The 19,075-nt window shown below is 71.0% G+C and carries 20 protein-coding genes; 7 read left to right on the forward strand and 13 right to left on the reverse strand.

Going from position 1 to position 19,075, the window contains the following annotated elements; all coding sequences use genetic code 11:
- Nucleotides 1–184: 184 nt before the first annotated feature.
- Nucleotides 185–631 (forward strand): PqqD family protein, encoded by a 447-nt coding sequence (locus DEI94_RS14440; protein ID WP_111010682.1) that lies wholly within the window; start codon nucleotides 185–187, stop codon nucleotides 629–631.
- Here the strand turns inward: DEI94_RS14440 and DEI94_RS14445 are convergent.
- The 3 genes from DEI94_RS14445 to DEI94_RS14455 are packed head-to-tail and all read right to left on the reverse strand — an operon-like array spanning nucleotide 585 to nucleotide 2,517.
- Nucleotides 585–1,178, reverse strand: a complete 594-nt coding sequence (locus DEI94_RS14445) for a DUF3618 domain-containing protein (protein ID WP_111010681.1) — start codon at nucleotides 1,176–1,178, stop codon at nucleotides 585–587. The two genes, DEI94_RS14440 and DEI94_RS14445, sit on opposite strands and share 47 nt — an antisense overlap.
- Nucleotides 1,175–1,669, reverse strand: a complete 495-nt coding sequence (locus tag DEI94_RS14450) for a phage holin family protein (protein WP_111025763.1) — start codon at nucleotides 1,667–1,669, stop codon at nucleotides 1,175–1,177. The genes DEI94_RS14445 and DEI94_RS14450 overlap by 4 nt, the downstream gene beginning before the upstream one ends.
- Entirely contained in the window at nucleotides 1,666–2,517 is an 852-nt protein-coding gene (locus DEI94_RS14455) for a hypothetical protein (protein ID WP_111025764.1), read from the reverse strand. The genes DEI94_RS14450 and DEI94_RS14455 overlap by 4 nt, the downstream gene beginning before the upstream one ends.
- A gap of 373 nt (nucleotides 2,518–2,890) precedes the next feature.
- Between DEI94_RS14455 and DEI94_RS14460 the strand changes: the two genes are divergently transcribed.
- The 3 genes from DEI94_RS14460 to DEI94_RS14470 are packed head-to-tail and all read left to right on the forward strand — an operon-like array spanning nucleotide 2,891 to nucleotide 4,872.
- On the forward strand, nucleotides 2,891–3,772 hold the full coding sequence (locus tag DEI94_RS14460; protein ID WP_111010678.1) for a manganese catalase: 882 nt from the start codon (nucleotides 2,891–2,893) through the stop codon (nucleotides 3,770–3,772).
- 59 nt (nucleotides 3,773–3,831) lie between these two features.
- Nucleotides 3,832–4,707, forward strand: a complete 876-nt coding sequence (locus DEI94_RS14465; RefSeq protein WP_111025765.1) for a glycosyltransferase family 2 protein — start codon at nucleotides 3,832–3,834, stop codon at nucleotides 4,705–4,707.
- 42 nt (nucleotides 4,708–4,749) lie between these two features.
- Entirely contained in the window at nucleotides 4,750–4,872 is a 123-nt protein-coding gene (locus tag DEI94_RS14470) for a hypothetical protein (protein WP_258372265.1), read from the forward strand.
- Between the two features lie 304 nt (nucleotides 4,873–5,176).
- On the opposite strand, the gene DEI94_RS14475 is transcribed toward DEI94_RS14470, so the two are convergent.
- From DEI94_RS14475 to DEI94_RS14515, 9 genes are all read right to left on the reverse strand, one after another.
- Entirely contained in the window at nucleotides 5,177–9,445 is a 4,269-nt protein-coding gene (locus DEI94_RS14475; protein WP_146249416.1) for an RHS repeat-associated core domain-containing protein, read from the reverse strand.
- 337 nt (nucleotides 9,446–9,782) lie between these two features.
- Entirely contained in the window at nucleotides 9,783–10,745 is a 963-nt protein-coding gene (locus DEI94_RS14480) for an SDR family NAD(P)-dependent oxidoreductase (RefSeq protein ID WP_111025767.1), read from the reverse strand.
- Between the two features lie 58 nt (nucleotides 10,746–10,803).
- Nucleotides 10,804–11,778: a ribokinase gene (locus DEI94_RS14485; RefSeq protein WP_111025914.1), complete on the reverse strand. Its 975-nt coding sequence runs from the start codon at nucleotides 11,776–11,778 to the stop codon at nucleotides 10,804–10,806.
- 59 nt (nucleotides 11,779–11,837) lie between these two features.
- Nucleotides 11,838–12,827 (reverse strand): uridine-preferring nucleoside hydrolase UriH, encoded by a 990-nt coding sequence (uriH, locus tag DEI94_RS14490; RefSeq protein ID WP_111025768.1) that lies wholly within the window; start codon nucleotides 12,825–12,827, stop codon nucleotides 11,838–11,840.
- An 8-nt stretch (nucleotides 12,828–12,835) separates the two neighbouring features.
- On the reverse strand, nucleotides 12,836–13,324 hold the full coding sequence (locus DEI94_RS14495) for a GNAT family N-acetyltransferase (RefSeq protein ID WP_258377939.1): 489 nt from the start codon (nucleotides 13,322–13,324) through the stop codon (nucleotides 12,836–12,838).
- A gap of 49 nt (nucleotides 13,325–13,373) precedes the next feature.
- The gene (locus tag DEI94_RS14500) at nucleotides 13,374–13,856 is read right to left on the reverse strand and encodes a DUF2382 domain-containing protein (RefSeq protein WP_181441717.1); all 483 of its coding nucleotides are present in this window, start codon (nucleotides 13,854–13,856) and stop codon (nucleotides 13,374–13,376) included.
- Between the two features lie 4 nt (nucleotides 13,857–13,860).
- Nucleotides 13,861–14,538 carry an HAD family hydrolase gene (locus DEI94_RS14505; protein ID WP_111025770.1) on the reverse strand — a complete coding sequence of 226 codons (678 nt, stop codon included), beginning with the start codon at nucleotides 14,536–14,538 and terminating at the stop codon, nucleotides 13,861–13,863.
- Nucleotides 14,539–14,602: 64 nt separating this feature from the next.
- Nucleotides 14,603–15,247 carry an MBL fold metallo-hydrolase gene (locus tag DEI94_RS14510; protein WP_111025771.1) on the reverse strand — a complete coding sequence of 215 codons (645 nt, stop codon included), beginning with the start codon at nucleotides 15,245–15,247 and terminating at the stop codon, nucleotides 14,603–14,605.
- Nucleotides 15,248–15,389: 142 nt separating this feature from the next.
- Entirely contained in the window at nucleotides 15,390–15,830 is a 441-nt protein-coding gene (locus DEI94_RS14515; protein ID WP_111010668.1) for a MarR family winged helix-turn-helix transcriptional regulator, read from the reverse strand.
- Between the two features lie 126 nt (nucleotides 15,831–15,956).
- On the opposite strand from DEI94_RS14515, the gene DEI94_RS14520 reads away from it, so the two are divergent.
- The 3 genes from DEI94_RS14520 to DEI94_RS14530 are packed head-to-tail and all read left to right on the forward strand — an operon-like array spanning nucleotide 15,957 to nucleotide 18,702.
- Nucleotides 15,957–17,132, forward strand: coding sequence for a phosphotransferase family protein (locus DEI94_RS14520; RefSeq protein ID WP_111025772.1), 1,176 nt, complete (start codon nucleotides 15,957–15,959; stop codon nucleotides 17,130–17,132).
- Complete coding sequence (locus DEI94_RS14525) at nucleotides 17,129–17,704, forward strand: hypothetical protein (RefSeq protein ID WP_111025773.1); 576 nt, start codon at nucleotides 17,129–17,131, stop codon at nucleotides 17,702–17,704. Before DEI94_RS14520 ends, DEI94_RS14525 begins: the two co-directional genes overlap by 4 nt.
- The gene (locus DEI94_RS14530) at nucleotides 17,701–18,702 is read left to right on the forward strand and encodes a DUF7064 domain-containing protein (protein ID WP_111025774.1); all 1,002 of its coding nucleotides are present in this window, start codon (nucleotides 17,701–17,703) and stop codon (nucleotides 18,700–18,702) included. The genes DEI94_RS14525 and DEI94_RS14530 overlap by 4 nt, the downstream gene beginning before the upstream one ends.
- Before the next feature lie 144 nt (nucleotides 18,703–18,846).
- Here the strand turns inward: DEI94_RS14530 and DEI94_RS14535 are convergent, their stop codons facing one another.
- On the reverse strand, nucleotides 18,847–19,041 hold the full coding sequence (locus DEI94_RS14535) for a DUF2795 domain-containing protein (protein WP_111010710.1): 195 nt from the start codon (nucleotides 19,039–19,041) through the stop codon (nucleotides 18,847–18,849).
- Between the last annotated feature and the right edge of the window lie 34 nt (nucleotides 19,042–19,075).

The raw sequence follows: 19,075 nt of genomic DNA on the forward strand, positions 1-19,075 counted from the left end.
CGATGGGCGTCCGGGAGGCCCGGCACCGGGTCACCCGTCAGTTCACGTCCCGCGGCGCGGGTGCCGTCGTCCGCTCACCGGAGCGGCCGTGATGAGGGTCCGGCGCGCGGACTCACCCCCGGAGCGCGCCCACGGCTGACCGGGAGGTCGGCGCTAGCATGCGCAGCCGAGGAGGGAGGTCCGCATGGACGACGACGAACGGACGGCAGGGCCGCCCCGTCGCTGGGTCCGCCGACGGGCGCGGGTCGCGGCGGTCGGCGACGCCGAGCGGGTGGTGGTCACCGATCCCGCGCGGTGCGACCTGCACGTGCTCGCCGGCACTGCTGCGGTCGTCTGGTCCGAGCTGGACGAGGGCACGACCGTCGAGGACGTGGCCACCCGGGTGGCGCGGTGGTACCCGGACGTCGACCCGGAGACGGTGGCGGGGCAGGTGGCGGCGTTCCTCGGGGAACTCGCCGCCGCGGGGCTCGTCGAGGTCGAGCCCGTCCCGGACACACGAACGGACCGGCCCGGGGCCGTGGTCGAGACCATCCGGTCTGACCACGGCACCCGGGCCGGTCCGTGGGGGTGGAGCGTCGGGACGACTACGCGTTCTGCACGTCGTCCTTGGCGCTCTGGGCGCTGTCCTTGACGTCCGAGGCCGAGGACTGCGCCTCGTCCTTGACCGTCGACGCGGCGTCCTGCGCCGTGCCCTTGAGGTCCTGCACGTGCTCCTGCGCGGTGTCCTTGAGGTCGGAGGCGATGTCCTGCCCCACGCCCTTGGCCTTGTCCACGAGCGGTGCGGCCTGGTCCTTCAGCTGGCCGGCGAGGTCCTCTTCCTTCGAGGAGGCCGGGATGAGGGACGAGGCGAGCCAGCCCGCACCGAAGGCGATGAGGCCGACGGCGAGCGGGTTGCCCTTGGCCTTGCCGACGGCCGAACGGGCAGCGCCCTTGGCGGAGTCGGAGGCGCCCGAGACGGAGCCCGAGGCGCTGCTCGTGCCGGACTGGACCTTGCTCTTGGCGGCGTCGACCGTGCCCATCACACTGTCGCGGACGGAGCCGATGCGCTCGCGCACCTTCTCGGTCTGGCGGTGGGCGATCGACGACGGGCTCACCTTGTCGGCGAGTGCATCGACGTCCGACCCGAGGTTGCCACGGGTGCGCTCGATCTCGGCGCGGATCTCGTCTGGGGTGCTCATGCGTTCCTCCCGTTGGTGTGCGGCTTGAGGGTGTCGGGGATCTCCTTGGCGGTCTCGACCGTCTGCGGGGCGCCCTGGATCTCCTTCATCGACTTGCGGCCCTGCATCGCGAGGATCGCGGCGATGATGCCGTAGATCACCGCGATGATGAGCGCCGACCAGGCGTTGTTCACGAGGAACCCGAGGGCCCACCACGCGGCGATGGAGATGAAGAGGAGGGCGAAGAGCGCGGTCAGACCGGCTCCACCGAACATCCCGGCGCCCTTGCCGGCCTTCTTCGCCGACTCGGTCAGCTCGGCCTTGGCGAGCGCGACCTCCTGGCGGAACAGGTTCGACAGGTCCTTCGAGACGTCCGTCAGCAGCTCGCCGAGCGGCGTCGAGGCGGCGCGCTCCTCGGCGGCTTCGTTCGGTCGTGATGCGGCGGTGGCGCCGGCGGTGTAGCCCGCTCCGGGCACACCGCCCGGCACGCCGCCCGGGGTGGTCTGGCTCATGCCACGCCTCCGGCGCCGTACCCGGCACCCGTGCCGGGGTCGTACTCGGTCTCGACCGGGTCCGTCGTGCCGTACGCAGCGCCGGTCGTGCCGTAGTCCGTGTCGGTGACGGTCGAGTAGGTGCTCGTCGACGTGGCGTCGTACGAGGACGAGTCGCCGCCGGTGGCGCCACCGAAGGCCTCGGCTTCCTTCTCGTGCTTGATCTCCGTCGTCAGCGCCTTGGTGAGGCGACCGGCGAGGATGCCCGCTCCGGCGGCGATGGCGATGAACGTGCCCGGACGACGGGCCGCGAAGGAGCGGACCTCGTCGATCAGCGAGCCCGGGTCACGGCCTTCGAGGTAGCCCGCGACGCTGCCGGCGCGGTTCGAGAGGTCGCGGACGACCTTGCCCGCGATGCCGTCGTCGGCGTTCTCGGCCATCGACGACAGCTGGTCGCTGATCGTGCGGAGTCCGCCCGCGGCGCGCTGCTGCTGCTGGCCCGCCTGGTCCTTGAGGCTCGACGTCGCCTGGCCGAGGAGTTCCTTGGCGTGGTCCGTGGCCTCCGAGGCGACTCGGGACGCCTGCTCCTTGGCGACGCCCGCGACCTGCGCGGCCGACTGCTTGGCGTCGCCCGCGACGTTCTGGGCTGCGCCCTTGGCGGCGTCGGCCTTGCCGGAGCCGCCGGAGTCGCTCGCGCTGTCCGTTCCGTAGGACGGGACGTGGACGCCGGAGTAGGTGGTGTCCGTCGTGTCGTCGACGACGAGCTCGTCGTCGATGAGGTCGTCGTCGGCGAGCGACCCGGTCGGCACGGCCCGGTCGTAGATCGGGGTGTCGTTCGGGATGTCGTTCTCCGGTGGGTATGTGCTCATGACGTTCCTTCCCTGTTCGCGGGTCCGGGAGGACAGGCGTCATCCCGGTCTGGCGTGTCACCCACCGTGCGCGTTCTCGCCTGGGAGCGTTCGGACTCCCAGGGGCGGACCAGGGAGATTGTCCCCCGTTCTGGGTGCTCCGGACGACCCGGGGGCGGCCGGAGCACGCCCCGTTCGTCCCCCGGACGCCCGGGTGGGCCTCGCTGACTCCCGGAAATCCGGACGGGAGGGCCGGGGCGGGGCCGCACCGCACCTCCCGTCCGAGGGGGACAACCTGCATGGGTGGCGAGGGAACGGGGCCTACGGTCCAGACCACGCGTCGTGAGCGCCGGGACCCGCCCGGCACCGACGCGAGCTGAAGGAGAGACACAGGATGTACTTCCACAAGCAGGAATTGCAGTTCAAGTCCACGCCGAGCAAGCCCGACGCCGTCTACGCACGGAAGCTGCAGGAGGTCCTCGGTGGCCAGTACGGCGAGATCTCGGTCGCGCTGCAGTACCAGTTCCAGGCCTGGAACATGCACATCCCCGGCAAGTACCGGGACCTCGTCTTCGGGATCGGCGCCGAGGAGCTCGGTCACGTCGAGATGCTCGCGACGATGATCGCCCAGCTGCTCGAGAAGGCCCCGCTCGGCATCACCAAGGAGGCCGTGCAGGACGACCCGACCGTCGCCGCCGTCATCGGAGGCATGGACGTCCAGCACGCGATCGTCGCCGGCGCCGGCGCGCGCCCCGTCGACAGCAACGGGAACCCGTGGCAGGGCTCGTACATCACGGCGAGTGGCAACCTCCTCGCCGACTTCACGGCGAACGAGAACGCGGAGATGCAGGGGCGCATCCAGGCCGCCCGGCTCTACCACATGACGGACGACCACGGGATCCGCGACCTGCTGTCGTTCCTCATCGCCCGCGACACCATGCACCAGAACATGTGGGCGACCGCCGCCGCCGAACTCCGCGAAGAGGGCTACGAGGACTTCCCGGTCCCGAGCAACTTCGCGCAGAAGAAGGAGGACCAGGAGGTCAACTACCAGTACCTCAACTTCTCCGACGGCGCCGCCGCGGCCGAGGGACGCTGGGCGAGCGGCCCCTCGTTCGACGGCAAGGGCGAGTACACGTACCACGACGGGCCCACCACCTCGGTGCCGATGCCCCCGCCCACGCTGGTCGACGCGCGCTACTACGGCACCACCCCGACCCCGAACAAGGTCGAGCAGAAGGCCGCCCTGTCGCAGGACCGGCGAAACAAGGAGTGACGCGCTCCGGCGGCCGACGCCGCCGCCGTGACGGGGACCACCGTCGGCCTCACGTGTCGATGGTGGTCCCCGTCCTCGATGACGCCTCCGTGCTCCGACGGTGCCTCGCGTCCGTCGCGGTGCAGACCGTGCCCGTCGACGAGGTCATCGTCGTCGACAACGGCAGCACCGACGACAGCGTCGCCGTCGCCCTCGCGGCGGGGGCCACCGTGCTCCACGAGCCCGTCCGGGGGATCGCGGCGGCCGCGTCGTGCGGGTACGACGCGGCTTCCGGCGACGTGATCGCCCGCGTCGACGCCGACTCGGTGCTGCCACCCGACTGGGTCCACCGCGCGCTCCGGGCATTCGAGGATCCCCGCGTGGTCGCGGTGGCCGGGCCCGGGCGTTTCCGGGACCTCCGCCCGGTCCCTCGCGCGTTCTGGCAGCTCGCCTACATGCGGGCGTACTTCGTGCTCATGTGGCTCGCGCTCGCACGGCCGCCGGTCTTCGGCTCGAACACCGCGTTCACGCGCGCGGCCTGGACCCGCGTCTCCGCACGCGTGGACCGTCGTGACCCGGCGCTCCACGACGACGTCGACCTGAGCCTCCACCTCGACCCGGCGTGGCGCGTCGTCGTCGATCCGGGACTGCGCGCCGAGATCTCGAGCGACCCGCTGCGGGACCGCCGCGGACTGGTGATCCGCACGCGCAAGGCGCTCCACACCCTCGGGTCACACGGCCGCGCGGGCCTCCCCTGGTACCGGTGGTTCCGGCGCGGTCTCACCATGCTCCGCGCACCCGCGATCCCGAGCCGGGCGGTCGGCTGGCCGGGCGCGACCTCGCGGACAGCGGCGGCTCCCGGGCTCCCTGAGCACGAGCCGAGACTGCGGGGCACCGGCACCGCTCCGGGCCATCATCGGGATGGTGACTCGGCCCCCACGGCCGCGTCGCAGTGACCCTCGACGGGCACACGTCCCGTCACACGGAAGGAGGCCGACATGGCCCGCACGACATCGGAAGCCGGCGGCGAGGACGAGGCGGACGCCACCACGCACGGTGGCATGGACGCGCCCTCGCAGGCCGAGGGTGAGGACCCGGACGAGGACTCGCCCACGATCTGACCGAGCACAGTACGAGGCCCCGGGTGCGGACGGATCCGGGGCCTCGGCTGTGTAGGTCCGGGTTGATCCCGCGATCGAACGGGGACTGCTGCATCTTGGGACTCTGGCCTAACGTCGTCGCCTCAGTTTCGCCGGCCCGAATACGAGGAGGAACGTCAGCCCCGCTCCCACCGCGACCGTCGCAGTGAGGAACGCAACCCATGAACCCCACCCAGTCGATACAGAGGTAATGGTGAGAACTGCGAGGATCACGAGAACTGGCGTGAGGATTGCGCACACGATCGAGTTATAGCGCTTCCTTCCGTTAGCAGGCACTGGCCACCGATCCGATACCATCTATCACTCCGTATGCTGACGCTCCAAATCCAATGACGCCGGCTACTCCCAGCGCCGTTGACCATCCGAGGGACGGGATCTCAGCGGCAACCGATCCAACAATTGCGACACCGGAGGCGATGAGCCCGAGGCTCGAGAACACGAGACCGGTGACGGCATGGCCGCACTGCGAAACACGACCGGTGGGATCCGAGCCGTTGATGGGATCGCAGCCGACGAACGCGTATCGGTTGGCGTTGCCTGGATCGAGGGGCGCGTCGAGGGTGTCCTCCTGCGTCCACCCGCCCGCGACGGGAAGGTACCAGCGTTGTCCGAACTTCACGAGCCCGTCGCCGGTGATCCGGATGCCGGACTTGTATCCGAAGGGCAAGTACTCGAACCACGGCGACGTACCGCCACTGACCACGGTCCGGTTCCCGTACGGATCGAACGACACCGCGTACGCCCGCTGGCCGTCGTCGGTGAGGATCCCGACCGGGCTCCCGATCCCGTCCACCAGGTACAACCCGACCTGCAAGTCGGGGCTGATCGCGTCCAACACCTGTCCTGTGGTCGGGTCGTCGAAGAAGAACGACGTCTGCCCGGCGCTGGTTTGGGACTGCAGCTGCCCGCTCTTGCCGTACACGTACATGTACGAGTCCCCGCCCGGTGTGGTCTGGCTGAGCAGCTCGTTTTGGTCCGCGCCGGCGTAGGTGTACGTGGTGGTCTTCCCGCCCATGGTGGAGCTGGTCATCTGCTCCGCCCCGTTGTAGGTGTACGTCACGCCCGGTGATGCGGTCATGTTGCCCGCTGCGTCATACGTGTACCCGCTCGAGGTGATCTGGTTCGCCGCGTTGTACGTCAGGTTCTGCGACGAGGTCGCACTTCCCGTCTCCGCGGCACCGGTGCGGTCCCCGTTGCTGTTGTAGGAGTACGTCCAGGTCACGTTGCTGCTGCCGCCGGCCTGGGTGGCGCTGGTCAGCCGCGCCGCCGTGTACCCGTAGGTCGTGGTCTGATGCGAGATGTTGTCCGTGGCCAGCTGCAGCTCGCTGCGATCGTTGAGCTGGCTGGCCGCGGTCGGCTTCGCCGCCTGGACGCTGTCGCAGCTCGCCGACGCCGTCTTGAACTGGTAGCAGTACGAGGTGTCGAACACGAGCGAGTTGCTCGCATCCCCGGTGCCGGTCCAGGACCGCACCCGGATCACCCGGCCGGAGGTGTCGTAGTCGGTGTGGGTGCGGCCCGTCCACGTCGTGTGCGCCGCGTTCGCGTTCACCCACGTGTCCGTGCGCCGGCCGTGGTCATCGGTGGCATACACCTGCGTCTCGGTGCCGGACGCGTTCGGCAGCGTCGTGGTCAGCAGGGTGTTGGCCGGGTCGTAGGTGTTCGTCGCCGTGCCACCGCCGGCGGACACGGTGAGCTCGTTCGAGGCCTTGTCGTACGTGTACGAGACTGTCCCGCCGCCGGCGGTGTTCACCGTCGACGTGAGCCGGTTCTGCTGGTCGTACGTGTTCGTGATCGTGCCAGTCGCCGAGGTCGACGAGGTCAGGTTCCCGTTGCCGTCGTACTGGTTCGACACCGCGTGGGTGCCGTCGGAGAACGATTCCGTCAGCTGCCGGTCATCGTTGTCGTACGTGAACGACGTCGTGTGGCTGTTGCCGTCCGTCTCGGACGCGAGCCGCCCGAACGCGTCGTACGTGTACGTCTTCACGCCCAGGGTCGTTCCCGTCGGCGGCGTCACGGTCGACAGCTGGTGGTTGCCGTCGTAGGCGTAGGTGGTCGGGTTCTTCGGGGTGCTGCCGCTGGCGGCGTTCCCCGGCGCGGTCGCGGTCTTCACCGTCCCGTCCGAGTTCCGCTCCACAGCAGCCTGCACGTTCGTGTCGCTGCCGGTGGAGGACGTCATCTGGTTGCCCTGCCCGTTGTAGGTCACGGTCGTCGTGTTCCCCGACCCATCCGTCGTCGAGGTCGGCAGATACGGGTTGGTGCTGTCCCCGTACGTCGCCGAGCTCGACGCGCCGGACGAGGACGCGACCTTGTCCAACGACTGGCCACTGTTCGACGTGTACGTACCGGTCGTGGTCGACGTGCTGTCCCCCGAGCCGACCTGGCTCTGCGACACGGCGTTGTTCGCCGCGTTGTACGACGCACTGCGCGTGTTCCCATCCGGATCCACCGCCTTCGTCACATCATGCGTGGACGCGTCGATCGTGTACGTCGTGTTCTTCACCGCCGACACCGTCTGCGACGAATCCGTGTCCGGACCCGCGACCTGCGTCTGGGTGCTCGACACGTACGACAACCGCGTGACCGCGGTACCCGGCGACCCCGCCGTCGTGTTCCGCTGGTCGACCTCGGTGACCCGATCCGAGCTGTCGTACGTGAACGTCGTCACCCCGCCGTTCGGCGCCGTGACCGAGGTCAGGTCCTGGCCGGAGTACCCGAACGTCGTCGTCGCGCCGGTGGCATCCGTGTAGCCGACGATGTTGCCGTTGCCGTCCTTGCTGTACCGGATCGACCGCGTCGCCGAGCCGTTGGTCTGCGTGAACGTCGTCGCCCCGTTGCTGTACGCGACGTTCGCGACCCGTGCGCCGCTGATCGGCTTCCCGCTGCTGTCCGTGGTGACAGCGCCTGCCGTCGACACGATGCTCGCCAAGGTCGCACCGGAGTAGCTGAACGCGACGGCGTTGCTGTTCCCGTCGACCACCTTCGTCGGCTGGCCGTTGAGATTGAAGTGATCGACCTGCTTCGACGTCCATGACGTCAACGTGTACTCCGCCGACGACTTCGCCAGCGTCTGCTGCAAGCCCGCCGGCGTCGTGTACGAACCGTCAGCGTTGACCTTGAACAGCCACGTCGACCCATCCGGACCCGTGTAGATCACACCCGTGCTACCCGCCGACAGCGACCCGACGCCGTCGAGGGCGTACTGCCACCGGTTCGCCACCATGCCGATGCTGCTCGCCGTCTGCCAACCCCGCGAGTTGTACGCCGCACCGATCGTCGTCGACGCGTTCACCCCCGGCAGCGACAACCCGCTGTTCCCGACCAACAGGTTCCCCGTCGCGACGTCCACCTGCGCACTCGTCTGATCATCGATCCCGAAACTCAGATTCGTCGCCGACGGCCGCGACCCCGTCACGTTCGTGGTCGTGGGACCGGTCGGCAGGTTGTTGTACCAGCCCTGCAGCTCGAAGACGTAGTCCGTGCTGTCCCCGCTCCGGTTGTAGAGATCGATCTTGCCGTTGGACCCGACGGGCACGATCACGGTGTTGGTCCGGATCGAATCAGCACTGAAGTTGATGGACGTCGTTCCGGGCTTGGTCGCGCCATCCGCCCACGCGATCGCGTCGCCGGTGCTGTTCGCCGCATGCAGCGACGTCAGCGTCAACGCCACCGCGGTCACCCCGGCGCCGACCGCAGGCACGCCAGCCTGCCCGGACACCTGAATGGCGCGGCTCGAGTTCGCAGCGATCGGGGTGTTCGGGCTGACCCGCGTGTCATAGACCGTGCCTGCGGCGGGCGTGAACACGCTCCCACCGCCGTTCGTCGCGGTGAAGTACCCCTGCACATCCACCGCGAGATCGATCGCGTTCACGTCATCCGCGACGGTCAACTTGCCATCACTGCTCAACGCCACCTGCGCCGTCAGCGATGTCGGCACCCCCGCCGCGTACTGCAACGACCGCTGCGGCTTGCTCGTCCCCGCCGGATACGGCGTGATGTACCCGCCGTTCGCCGCCGGGATCACGATGAAGTTCGCAACCACCGCCGACGCACCCGCCGGCACACCACCATTGCCCGTCACCTGGAACGTCACCGAACTGCCCGCCGCGATCTGCGCCTTCGACACCCCCGTGCCGTTCCGGGAATCCACGATCCGCGTGCCCGGCACCGACACGAAGCCGCCCGCCGCCGTCCCATCGTCGTTCGCGGTGTAGTAGCCCTGCACGTCGATCACGAGATCCGTCACCACGTCCGATGCAACCTGGATCGTCCCATCGTCACCGACCGCGATCGTCGCCGTGTTCGACGTCGTCCCCAACCCACCACCGTCGAACACGAGCATCAACGCCGACGCCGTCGAGTCGTCCGGCCGGCCACGCACCTCGCCCTGCTGGGTCATGTTCACCGCGGTGACGTTCACCACGACCGCACCCACCCCAGACGTCGGCACACCCGCCTTGCCACCCACCTGGATCGACCGGTACCCACCCGCCGGCATCGCCGTCGAGTACCCACCCGTCCCGCTCCGCGTGTCCAAGATCCGGCCCGACGCCGCCACGAACCGACCACCAGTCCCCGTGTCCGTCGCATCCGCGTGTGCCGGAGCCGGGGGCGTCACCGCCACCAACAGCGCCGCGACCAACGCGATGAGCACCGCCAGCGCTGCGCCGAACCGACCCCGAACAGACAACGACTCGAACGCACGCACAGACGCGCCCAAAGGCAGAACCCCGATCGCCGGACGCGTCCTTCGTACCCCGCGCGTCCCAGCGAGAACATTCCGAACAGTACGGGTACATGAACGATCGTCCGGACCCCCATTCCGAGGGTCAGGGTCCGGCGCGACCAGCGTCGATCCAGGCGGGGCTCCGCGGTCAGCGCCGCGAACGACCGCCCGCGAGCGCGACGACCCCGACGGCAGCGGCGCCGAGCACGACGGGCACCCACTTCCGCCGGGCACTCGCGCGCCATCCGCCGTCGGTGGCGTTCGACGCGTCGTCGGGACCGTAGAGGTTGCCGTCGCTCGGGGCGCCGTGCCCACGGAGCGCGAAGATCTCGACGGCCGGACGCGTGATCGCGTGGAACAGCGGCGGCAGCGCGAACTCGAGCGGCACGAGGGCGGCCTGCGCGAGCCCGACGTACGTGTTCCGCTTCGGGTGCACGACGGCACGCATGATCGCCTTGGCCACGCGCTGCGGGCTGACGACCGGCGGCATGGGGTGCGAGTTCTGGTTCGTGTAGTTCGCGCCGTGCTGGTAGATCGGGGTGTCGATCGTCGAGGGCAGCACCATCGGGAAGTGGATGTCGGTCCCGCGGAACTCGTCGCCGAGGACGTCCGCCAGGCCGAGCGCCGCGTGCTTGCTCGTCACGTACGCCGACTGGTAGGGCGCGGACAGGAGCGACTGGATCGACCCGACGAGCACGTAGGTCCCGCGACCGCGTTCCCGGAAGTGCGGGAGGACGGCGCGGATGCCGTTGACGTGCCCGAACAGGTTCGTCTCGATGACCCGGCGGAACGCGTCGTCCGGCACCTGCTCGAACAGGCCGTACGCGAACAGCGCGGCGTTCCCGACGAACACGTCGATGTGTCCGAACCGGGCGATGGTCGCCGCGACGAGCGCCCGGACCTGCTCGGCGTCGGACACGTCGGTGGGCACGGCGAGCGCCTCGGCTCCGCGAGCCCGGCACTCCTCGGCCGCGGCCTCCAGGCTCTCGCGTCCCCGGGCGGCGAGCACGACGTGTGCGCCGGCCTCGGCGAAGGCGTGGGCGGTCGCGCGGCCGATGCCGCTCGACGCCCCGGTGACCACGACGACCTGTCCTCGGAACCTGGATGTCATGCCGCTCGTCTACGCGAACCGGCTGGGGCCGCCTGAGCGCCCGGGGGACAACGCGACCTCAGGCGTGATCGGCCAGGAACGCGTCGAACTCCTCGATCGTCGGGTAGGACGACTGCGCGCCGAGCCGGGTGGCGGCGAACGCGCCGACCACGACCGCGAACCGAGCAGCGGTCACGAGGTCGTCCCCGGCGGCCAGCCGCATCGCCAGTGCGCCGGTGAACGCGTCGCCACAGCCCGTCGTGTCGACGGGGTCGACGCGGACGGACGGAACGCGGACGGGCTCCGCGCCGCGGTCGAGCACGACGCACCCGGCACTCCCGGTGGTCACGACCGCGGGGTCGACCCCGCGATCGGCCAGGAGGCCCGCGAGCCGCCCGACGTCCTCCGCACCGCCGTCCGCCGCGCCGTCGTCCGCCCCCGCGTCCGCCGCGGTGCATCCCGCCGGCGTCACGAGCTGCGCGGCCTCGTGCTCGTTGACGAGCAGCACGTCGGTCAGCGCGAGGAGTTCCTCGGGCACGGGCCCGAACGGCGACAGGTTCGTCACGACCGTGGTCCCGGCGGCGTGGGCACGGCGGGCGGCCGCGAGTACGACCTCCATGTCGACCTCGAGGCAGAGTCCGAGCACGGCCGCGCCCGCGAACGCCCCGTGGGCGGCGTCGACGTCGGCGGCGGACAGCCGCCCGTTCGCCCCGGGCGAGACGACGATGGTGTTCTCGCCGGCGGCGTCCACGGTGATGACCGCGGTGCCGGTCGCGCTGCCCTCGAGCACGCGCACACCGGCGACGTCCACGCCGGCGTCGGCCACGGCACCGCGCAGGAGCTGGCCGTTCGCGTCGTCGCCCACGGCGCCGACGAGGGCGACGTCGCCGCCGAGCCGACCGGCCGCGACGGCCTGGTTGGCGCTCTTGCCGCCGGGCAGGATCCGCAGGTCCTCGCCGCGCAGGGTCTCGCCCGCGCGGGGGAACCGCGCGGTCCGGACGACCAGGTCCGCGTTGAGCGAGCCGACCACGACGACGCGGCCGCGGGCCTCCAGGACGTCCCGATCCGGAGCAGCGGTGCCGACCGTGTCCGCCCCGTCGGCCGGGAGGCCCGTCACGCGTCGATCCCGTCGGCGACGGCGACCGGGTCCGCGTCCCCCACGCCGCCCTCGCCGATCCGCTCGAGTGCGTCGACGACGAGGTCCCAGAACCGGTCGCGGTCGAGCTCGAGCGCGGCGGAGGTCCGGCAGTCCTCGGGCGCCGGCGCTCGCAGGTCGGCGACGGTCATGCCGGTGGTCAGGGTGCCGGTGGTCTCGACGGCGATGGGCATCCGCACGGCCCGGACGATCGTCGGGTCGATGACGTGCGCGACCGCGCAGGGGTCGTGCACGGGTGGGGCGTCGAACCCCTGCACGTCGCGGTACGCGTCGGCGAAGAACCCCATGAGCTCGTCGACGAACCGAGCCGGCCCGGTGCCGAGTGCCGCGATGCGCGCGACGACGTCGGGGGTCGCGAGCGCCTGGTGGGTGAGGTCCAGCCCGACCATGACGACGTCCCAGCCCGCCGTGAACACGATCTGCGCGGCCTCGGGGTCGATCGCGATGTTGAACTCGGCGACGGGGGTCATGTTGCCGACGTGGACGCCGCCGCCCATGAGGACGACCCGCTGGACCCGCTCGACGATCCGCGGCTCCTTGCGGACGGCGAGCGCGATGTTCGTCAGACCACCGACCGGCACGAGCGTGATCGTGCCCGGCTCGTGCGCCATGACGGTGTCGATGATGAGATCGACGGCGTGCCGGGGGTCGAGCTCGATCGACGGTTCGGGGAGGACGGGCCCGTCGAGCCCGGACTCCCCGTGGATGTCCGCGGCGTGCTCGATGGTCCGGACGAGCGGCCGGTCCGCGCCCGCCGCGAACGGCACGTCGGTGATCCCGGCGATCCGCGCGACGGCGAGCGCGTTCCGCGTCACCTTGGCGAGCGTCTGGTTGCCGACGACGGTGGTCACGGCGAGCAGCTCGATCTCCGGGCTGCCGTGGGCGAGCAGGATCGCCACGGCGTCGTCGTGGCCCGGGTCGCAGTCGAGGATGATCTTCTGGGGCATGGCCGACCTCAGTCCAGGTGCTTGTCGAAGCAGATCGAGAACGGCATCGTGCGCGCGTACGCCGCGGAGTAGATCGGGATCCGACGCCAGCCGGTCTTGTCGTACAGGGCGACGGCCTCGGGCTGCTTGTCACCGGTCTGCAGGACGAGCCGGTGTGCGCCGACCTCGCGCCCCACGGCCTCCGACTCGGCCAGGAGGGCCGTGGCGGCACCCTGCCCGCGCGCCGCCGCGAGCACGATCAGGCGCTTGAGCTCGAGCTCGTCCCCGAGCCACCGGACGGCGATGTGCCCGACGGCCTCGCCGCGCTCGTCGACCGCGAGGATCGCCGCGACGACCGTCTCTGGGTCGACGTGGAGGGCACGCTCCCGCTCGGCGGCGCGCGCCGGGTCCTCGGTGCCGTCGCCGACCCCGTACCGGGCGTGCATGTCGTCGTCCATGGCGGCGCGGAGCGCGACGGCCCGCGGGTCCTCCCACGCGACGCGTTCGATGGTGATCACGACGGACCATCCTCGCAGGTGTGGGCGGCCCTCCCGACCCGCACGCCGCTCAGTGCCGGTCGGTCAGGTCCTCGTCGACGACGTCGACCTCCTCGTGCCCGACGGTCTCGGTGAGCGACCGTTGCTCGGTGACCACGTCCGTGACCACGCGCACACGCTCCACGGGGACGACGCGGGTGACGACCTCCACCTGCTCCTCGTGCAACACCAGCTCGATCGCGTCGCCCGAGCCGATCGGGAGGACCGTGCCCGGGTCGACGACGTCGGTCCCGTCGAGCGGCTCCTCCTCGACGCGGAGTTCTTCACGCCGCACGGTGACGGTGACGGTCCGCTCCTCGGACACGATCACCTTGCGGATCCGCACGCGGCGCACGGGGACGGTGTCGGTGCGCACGACGAGTCGCTCCTCCGACCGGGTCACGGCGACGTCGTCAGCCCCCGGGTCGAGGATGCGGTCCGCGCGTCCCGCGAGGGAGGTCGCGTCGATGGGGTCCCGGTCCTCCGGGTACGGCGTTGCGTCGACGTCGGTCACGTCGTCACGCTCCCAGCTGTCCGATGGGGCTGTCGTCGATCCCGGCGAGGATCGCGGCCGGGTCGTCGAACACGGCCACGGCCCCGGCCTCACGGAGCTCCGCCTCGGAGATGCCGCCGGACAGCACGCCGATCGCGGCGACGCCGGCCCGGCCCGCGGCGATGACGTCCCACTTGGAGTCACCGACCATGATCGCGTGGTCGGGATCGGCCCCGGAGCGCTCGAGCGCCAGCTGGATGATCCCGGGGTCCGGCTTCGCCTGCTCGACGTCACCACCGCTCGTCACGACCTCGATCGTGTCCTCGATCTGCAGGAGCTCGCGGAGGATGGCGAGCTCGGCCTCGGGCGCGCTCGTCGCGAGGACGACCTTGTGCCCGCGGCGGGCGACCTCCTCGAGCAGGTCGTGCACGCCGGGCAGGATGTGCAGCTCCTGGAAGTGCTCCCGGTAGTACGCCGTGTGGAACTCCTTCGCCTGCTTCGCGACGTCCGAGTCCGCGGAGCCCACGAGCTCGTCGAGGAGGCTCGACGAGTCCATGCCGATGCAGCGGTGGATGCGCCAGGCGTCGACGGGCTGCCCCGCGGCGTGGAAGGCACGCCACCAGGCGTCCACGTGGGGGTAGTTCGAGTCGGCGAGCGTGCCGTCGATGTCGAAGAGGACGGCGGTCGTGGGGTCGTCGGTCATGCTCCGAGCCAACTCCTCGACCGTCGTCCCCGTCGTCAGCGTCCTCAGGCTCGTCGTCCCCCGGTCAGAGTTCGACCGACTCGCCGACCGGCAGGATCGACATCGGCACGCCGCCGAGGCCGTCCGCACCGAGGAACTGCACGGTCGACTGCTGCCCGGGCTCGCTGAGGAGCAGCTCGTGGATCTGGATGGCGCGCTCGGGACGGACCTCGCGGACGTAGTCGACGGCCTCCCGCATGTGCGACCACGGGCCGCTCGTCGGCATGAGCAGCGTCGGCACGGCGACCCCGGGCACGAGGTAGGCGTCGCCCGGGTGGAAGACGATGCCGTCGACGAGGTACCCGACGTTCGGGATCGTCGGGATGTCCGGGTGGATGACGGCGTGGGTCTCGCCGAACACCCGCACCTCGACGGTGCCCACGGTGAACGTGTCGCCCGCGCCGACCGTCACGACCCGGCCGTCGTGGTCGCCGCCGATCTGGTCCGCGACACCCTCGGGCACGTAGGCGCGGAGCTCCGGGGCGGCGTCGAGCCCGGCGCGGAGGGCGTCGGTGTCGAGGTGGTCGAAGTGCTCGTGCGTGACGAGCACCGCCGTCGCGCCACGCACGAGCTCGGCGGACTCGGGCGTGAACGTCCCGGGATCGATGACGATCGTCACGTCGTCCTGCTCGAGCACGACGGTCGCGTGGTTGTACTTCGTGAGCCGCATGGGTCCTCCTGGTCGTTGGCGTCGGTCAAGTGTACAACCATGTTGTACACCTTCCTCCCGCGAGATCGTAGTCGTCGCCGTTCTGGCAACCGTCCAAGCGGCGACGACTGCGATCTCGCAGAGGGGAGGCGGGCGGTGCGGGTCAGCCGTCGGTGTGCTGCGCGATGCGGGCGAGGAGTTCGGGCATCCGCTCGAGCGCAGCCCGCTCGTCCGGGTCGAGCTCGGCGTCGATCGCCCGCGCCATCCACGACGTCCGTGCCCGACGGTCCGCGGTGAGCGCGAGCCGTCCGGCTTCCGTGATGCCGATGACCGACGCACGCGCATCGGTCGCGCTGGCGGTGCGCGCGACGTGACCCAGGGCCTCCAGTTCGATGACGGTACGGCTCTGGCCCTGGTGGCGGACGCCGCGGCGCCGCGCCAGGTCGGCCGTCGTCATCGGACCCTCACGGTCGAGGTGACCGAGGGTGGCCGCGTGGGCCGGCGAGAGCGTGTCGGCGCGACCCCGACCGATGCGGACGAGGGTCCCGATCGCCGCCCGGAGGCGCTCCGCGAGCTCCTCGGTGCGGTCGTCGGTCCGGTCCATGGGTCCGACGGTACTGCGCCCGGCTCCCCCAGGCGACGCGGGTGCGGGCGGTCCGAGGCAATCGATGACGCGTACGGTGTCGAACCACCACCAGGCCGCGACGCAGCGCGCCGGAAGGAGCACGGCATGAGCACCGATCCCTGGGCACCACACCACCTGGAACCCGCCGTCGCGGCGGCCCTCGACCGCAAGCGCGCACACCGTGGCACCACGACGTACGTCCTGAGCCAGCTCGACGACCTCGCCGCACGGCTCGACGCGTTCCTCGTGCGCCGCGTCGACGGGACGTTCTCGGTGCGGGACCTCGAACGGCTGCCGGGTGGCGCCTCGAAGGAGCAGTTCGTGTTCACGCTCGACCGCGTCGTCGACGGCGAGCCCCGCTCCGACCGCCTCGTGCTCCGGATGGACCCCCTCGGATCGCCGGTCGAGAGTTCGCGTCGACGGGAGGCCGACGTCCTGCGGATGGTGCACGGTGTCCTGCCCGTCCCCGAGCTGCACTGGGCCACCGACGACGCCGATGAGCTCGGCGCCCCGTCGCTCATCTCGGAGTTCGTGTCCGGCGTCACCGGCCCCGCCGATGCTCCGACCACCGCGTCCGGGCTCGGCGTCACGTACGGGCCGCGGCTCCGCCCGGTGCTCGCCGAGCAGTTCGTCGAGCACCTCGCCGCGCTCCACACCGTGGACTGGAGCGCCCACGAGCTCGAGGCGTTCGAACGCCCGCGTCCGGGGACCACCGACGCGCTCGACTGGCGGCTCGCGGCGATCGACCGGGCGTGGGACGACGACGCCTTCGCGCCGCACCCCACCGTGGCACTCGTCCGCGACTGGCTGTGGCGGAACCGACCGACGGTCGACACGGTCTCGGTCGTGCACGGGGACTACCGCAACGGCAACTTCCTGTTCGACGAGAAGAGCGGGCGTATCACGGCCGTCCTGGACTGGGAGCTGACGTACCTCGGCGACCGGCACCACGACCTCGCCTACATCATGATGGAGGGCTGGGGCGAGCGGGACGAGGCCACCGGCACGTTCTGGTGCTCGGCTCTCGTCACCGAGGACGACCTCATCGCGCAGTACGAGGCACGGTCGGGCCTCAGCGTCGACCGCGAACGACTCCGCTACTACCTCGTGCTCAACATGTACTGGGCCATCGTCGCGCTCACGGCGGCGCTCCCCCGCAACGCCGCCGAGGAGCTCACACACCTCGCCGTCATGGGCAACTTCCTGACCGGCCTCGGCACCTACTACATCGACCGCGTCAACGAGATCGTCGCGACCGAACCGATCGGAGCACCCGCGTGATCCCGTCCGTCGCCCAGCAGCTCCTCGCCGTCCGCCGGACCATGGCCACGACCGTGCTGCCCGCCATCGACCCCGCACAACCGTTCGCCGCCGAGCAGGCCGGGCTCATCCTCGCCACGCTCGACCGTGTGCTCGACGTGCAGGCCTCGGAGTACCGCTACGACGTCGTCGAGCACGCCGACGCCACCGCGCTCGAACGGGCACTCGCCGCGCTCGGGTCCGCGGACGCGCCGTCCGCGGGTGCCGACACCGGCGACGTGCGGGACGCCGACTCCGACTCCGACGACACCGAGGTGCCCGACGACCTCGACGAGCTCCGTGCGAGCACCACGGCGGCCGCGAAGCGTGCGGAGCGACGCTTCCGGGACCTGCTCACCACGGACCGCGCGGACGCCGCACGGGCCCTCATGGCGCACGCCGCACGTCGGAGCACCGAGCGCGAGCTCGCGGCGGCCCGCATGACCGGGTTCCCGCGCGCGGTGGGGTCGATCGCCGAGGTCCTGGCGCGGCAGGCGACCAGCTCGTTCGGGGACGTCGCGGTGCCGGCGGACGGCGAGGTCACGACGCGATGATCACCGCCCGCGACCTCGACTACCACCCCCACGACCCGTCCGCGACGAACTGGGCCGAGACACTCGTGTGCGTGTTCAGCGTGCCCGAGGCGGGCATCCTCGGCAACGCCTACGTGCTCGTCCGTCCCGAGGTCGGCGCCGCGATCTCGTCGGTCGTCGTGCACGGTGGGTTCGCGACACACGCGCACGACATGGACTTCGTCGACCCGCAGGTGCACATGCCGGCGCCCGAGCGCTTCTCCGACTTCACGTTGCCGAGCGGGCTGTCCCTGCACGCGGACCCAGCGCCGCGGGACTTCTCGGTCCAGTACGAGAGCAACACCCCCGGCGCCTGCTCGCTCGACCTCCGGTTCGCCGCGATCGCCGACCCGTTCGACACACACGACCCCGCGCAGAATCCCCTCGTCGTCCCCGACGGAGCGATGGACACCGGCCTCGGCGACGTGTGGGCCAACGGGCACATGGACGCGGTCGGGCGTGTGACCGGCGAACTCGTGCTCCGCGGTCAGCGCTACGCGGTCGACTGCGTGGAGGGCATGGACCGGAGCTGGGGCCCTCGTACCGAGGTCGGCACCGCCGCCGCGGCGTGGATCCACGTGACGCTCGGCCCCGAGTTCGCGCTCCACGTCGCGATGGCGATGTCGATCGACGACGCCGGGGCGGTGCACTACGACGGCATGCGGTTCGGCTACGTCGTCGAGGACGGCGAGCTGCACGGACTGACCGACGCGTCGGTCGAGGCCGCCCGCGTCGACATGGTGCCGGTGAGCAACCACATCATGGCGACGGACGTCCGCGGCCGCCGGTACGAGTTCCACGGCAGCGCCGTCGGCGGGTACCCGTGGCACCAGTTCAGCCCGGCCTACGTCTGCTACCAGAGCCTCATGCGGTACGAGTCGGACGGCCGGGTCGGGTACGCCGAGCACGGTGACGTGTTCGGGATCGAGTACCTCGCCGCACGCCGATCAGCCGCGGGACGCCGGGCCCGCACGGCCTGACCGCCAGGCGGTCGCGCGGTCGGAGGACCAGCGCCGCAGGCGAGGGCGCACGACCCGCCGCCACCGCAACGACGAGGGTGCACGACCCGCCGCACGCCATGAGCGGCAGCGGCGCGTCGTGCACCCTCGCGGAGCGGACCGGCCTCAGTCGACGTCCGACACCGCGCTCGACACGGCGGTCGGCGCGTCGTACTCCTGGTCCGGGATCTGCTTGAGCGCGTTGAGCACGTCGTCGTCGGCGCCCTCCTTCTCGGCCGTCGAGACGATGGTGTCCTTCGAGGCGGGGTAGTCGATCCCGCTCAGGAACTTCTGGATCTGGATCGGGTTCGGCGTTGCCATGGGGTTCTCCTCGTCGTTCGTTCCACCGGATGGT

Origin of the sequence: Curtobacterium sp. MCBD17_040, assembly GCF_003234805.2 — a bacterium.
Lineage (GTDB): Bacteria > Actinomycetota > Actinomycetes > Actinomycetales > Microbacteriaceae > Curtobacterium.

Excerpts from the sequence above, each read along its gene's own strand:
- DEI94_RS14440 (WP_111010682.1), top strand. The coding sequence starts at position 185 with ATGGACGACGACGAACGGACGGCAGGGCCGCCCCGTCGCTGGGTCCGC.
- DEI94_RS14445 (WP_111010681.1), bottom strand. The coding sequence starts at position 1,178 with ATGAGCACCCCAGACGAGATCCGCGCCGAGATCGAGCGCACCCGTGGC.
- DEI94_RS14450 (WP_111025763.1), bottom strand. The coding sequence starts at position 1,669 with ATGAGCCAGACCACCCCGGGCGGCGTGCCGGGCGGTGTGCCCGGAGCG.
- DEI94_RS14455 (WP_111025764.1), bottom strand. The coding sequence starts at position 2,517 with ATGAGCACATACCCACCGGAGAACGACATCCCGAACGACACCCCGATC.
- DEI94_RS14460 (WP_111010678.1), top strand. The coding sequence starts at position 2,891 with ATGTACTTCCACAAGCAGGAATTGCAGTTCAAGTCCACGCCGAGCAAG.
- DEI94_RS14465 (WP_111025765.1), top strand. The coding sequence starts at position 3,832 with ATGGTGGTCCCCGTCCTCGATGACGCCTCCGTGCTCCGACGGTGCCTC.
- DEI94_RS14470 (WP_258372265.1), top strand. The coding sequence starts at position 4,750 with ATGGCCCGCACGACATCGGAAGCCGGCGGCGAGGACGAGGCGGACGCC.
- DEI94_RS14480 (WP_111025767.1), bottom strand. The coding sequence starts at position 10,745 with ATGACATCCAGGTTCCGAGGACAGGTCGTCGTGGTCACCGGGGCGTCG.
- uriH (WP_111025768.1), bottom strand. The coding sequence starts at position 12,827 with ATGCCCCAGAAGATCATCCTCGACTGCGACCCGGGCCACGACGACGCC.
- DEI94_RS14505 (WP_111025770.1), bottom strand. The coding sequence starts at position 14,538 with ATGACCGACGACCCCACGACCGCCGTCCTCTTCGACATCGACGGCACG.
- DEI94_RS14510 (WP_111025771.1), bottom strand. The coding sequence starts at position 15,247 with ATGCGGCTCACGAAGTACAACCACGCGACCGTCGTGCTCGAGCAGGAC.
- DEI94_RS14515 (WP_111010668.1), bottom strand. The coding sequence starts at position 15,830 with ATGGACCGGACCGACGACCGCACCGAGGAGCTCGCGGAGCGCCTCCGG.
- DEI94_RS14520 (WP_111025772.1), top strand. The coding sequence starts at position 15,957 with ATGAGCACCGATCCCTGGGCACCACACCACCTGGAACCCGCCGTCGCG.
- DEI94_RS14530 (WP_111025774.1), top strand. The coding sequence starts at position 17,701 with ATGATCACCGCCCGCGACCTCGACTACCACCCCCACGACCCGTCCGCG.
- DEI94_RS14535 (WP_111010710.1), bottom strand. The coding sequence starts at position 19,041 with ATGGCAACGCCGAACCCGATCCAGATCCAGAAGTTCCTGAGCGGGATC.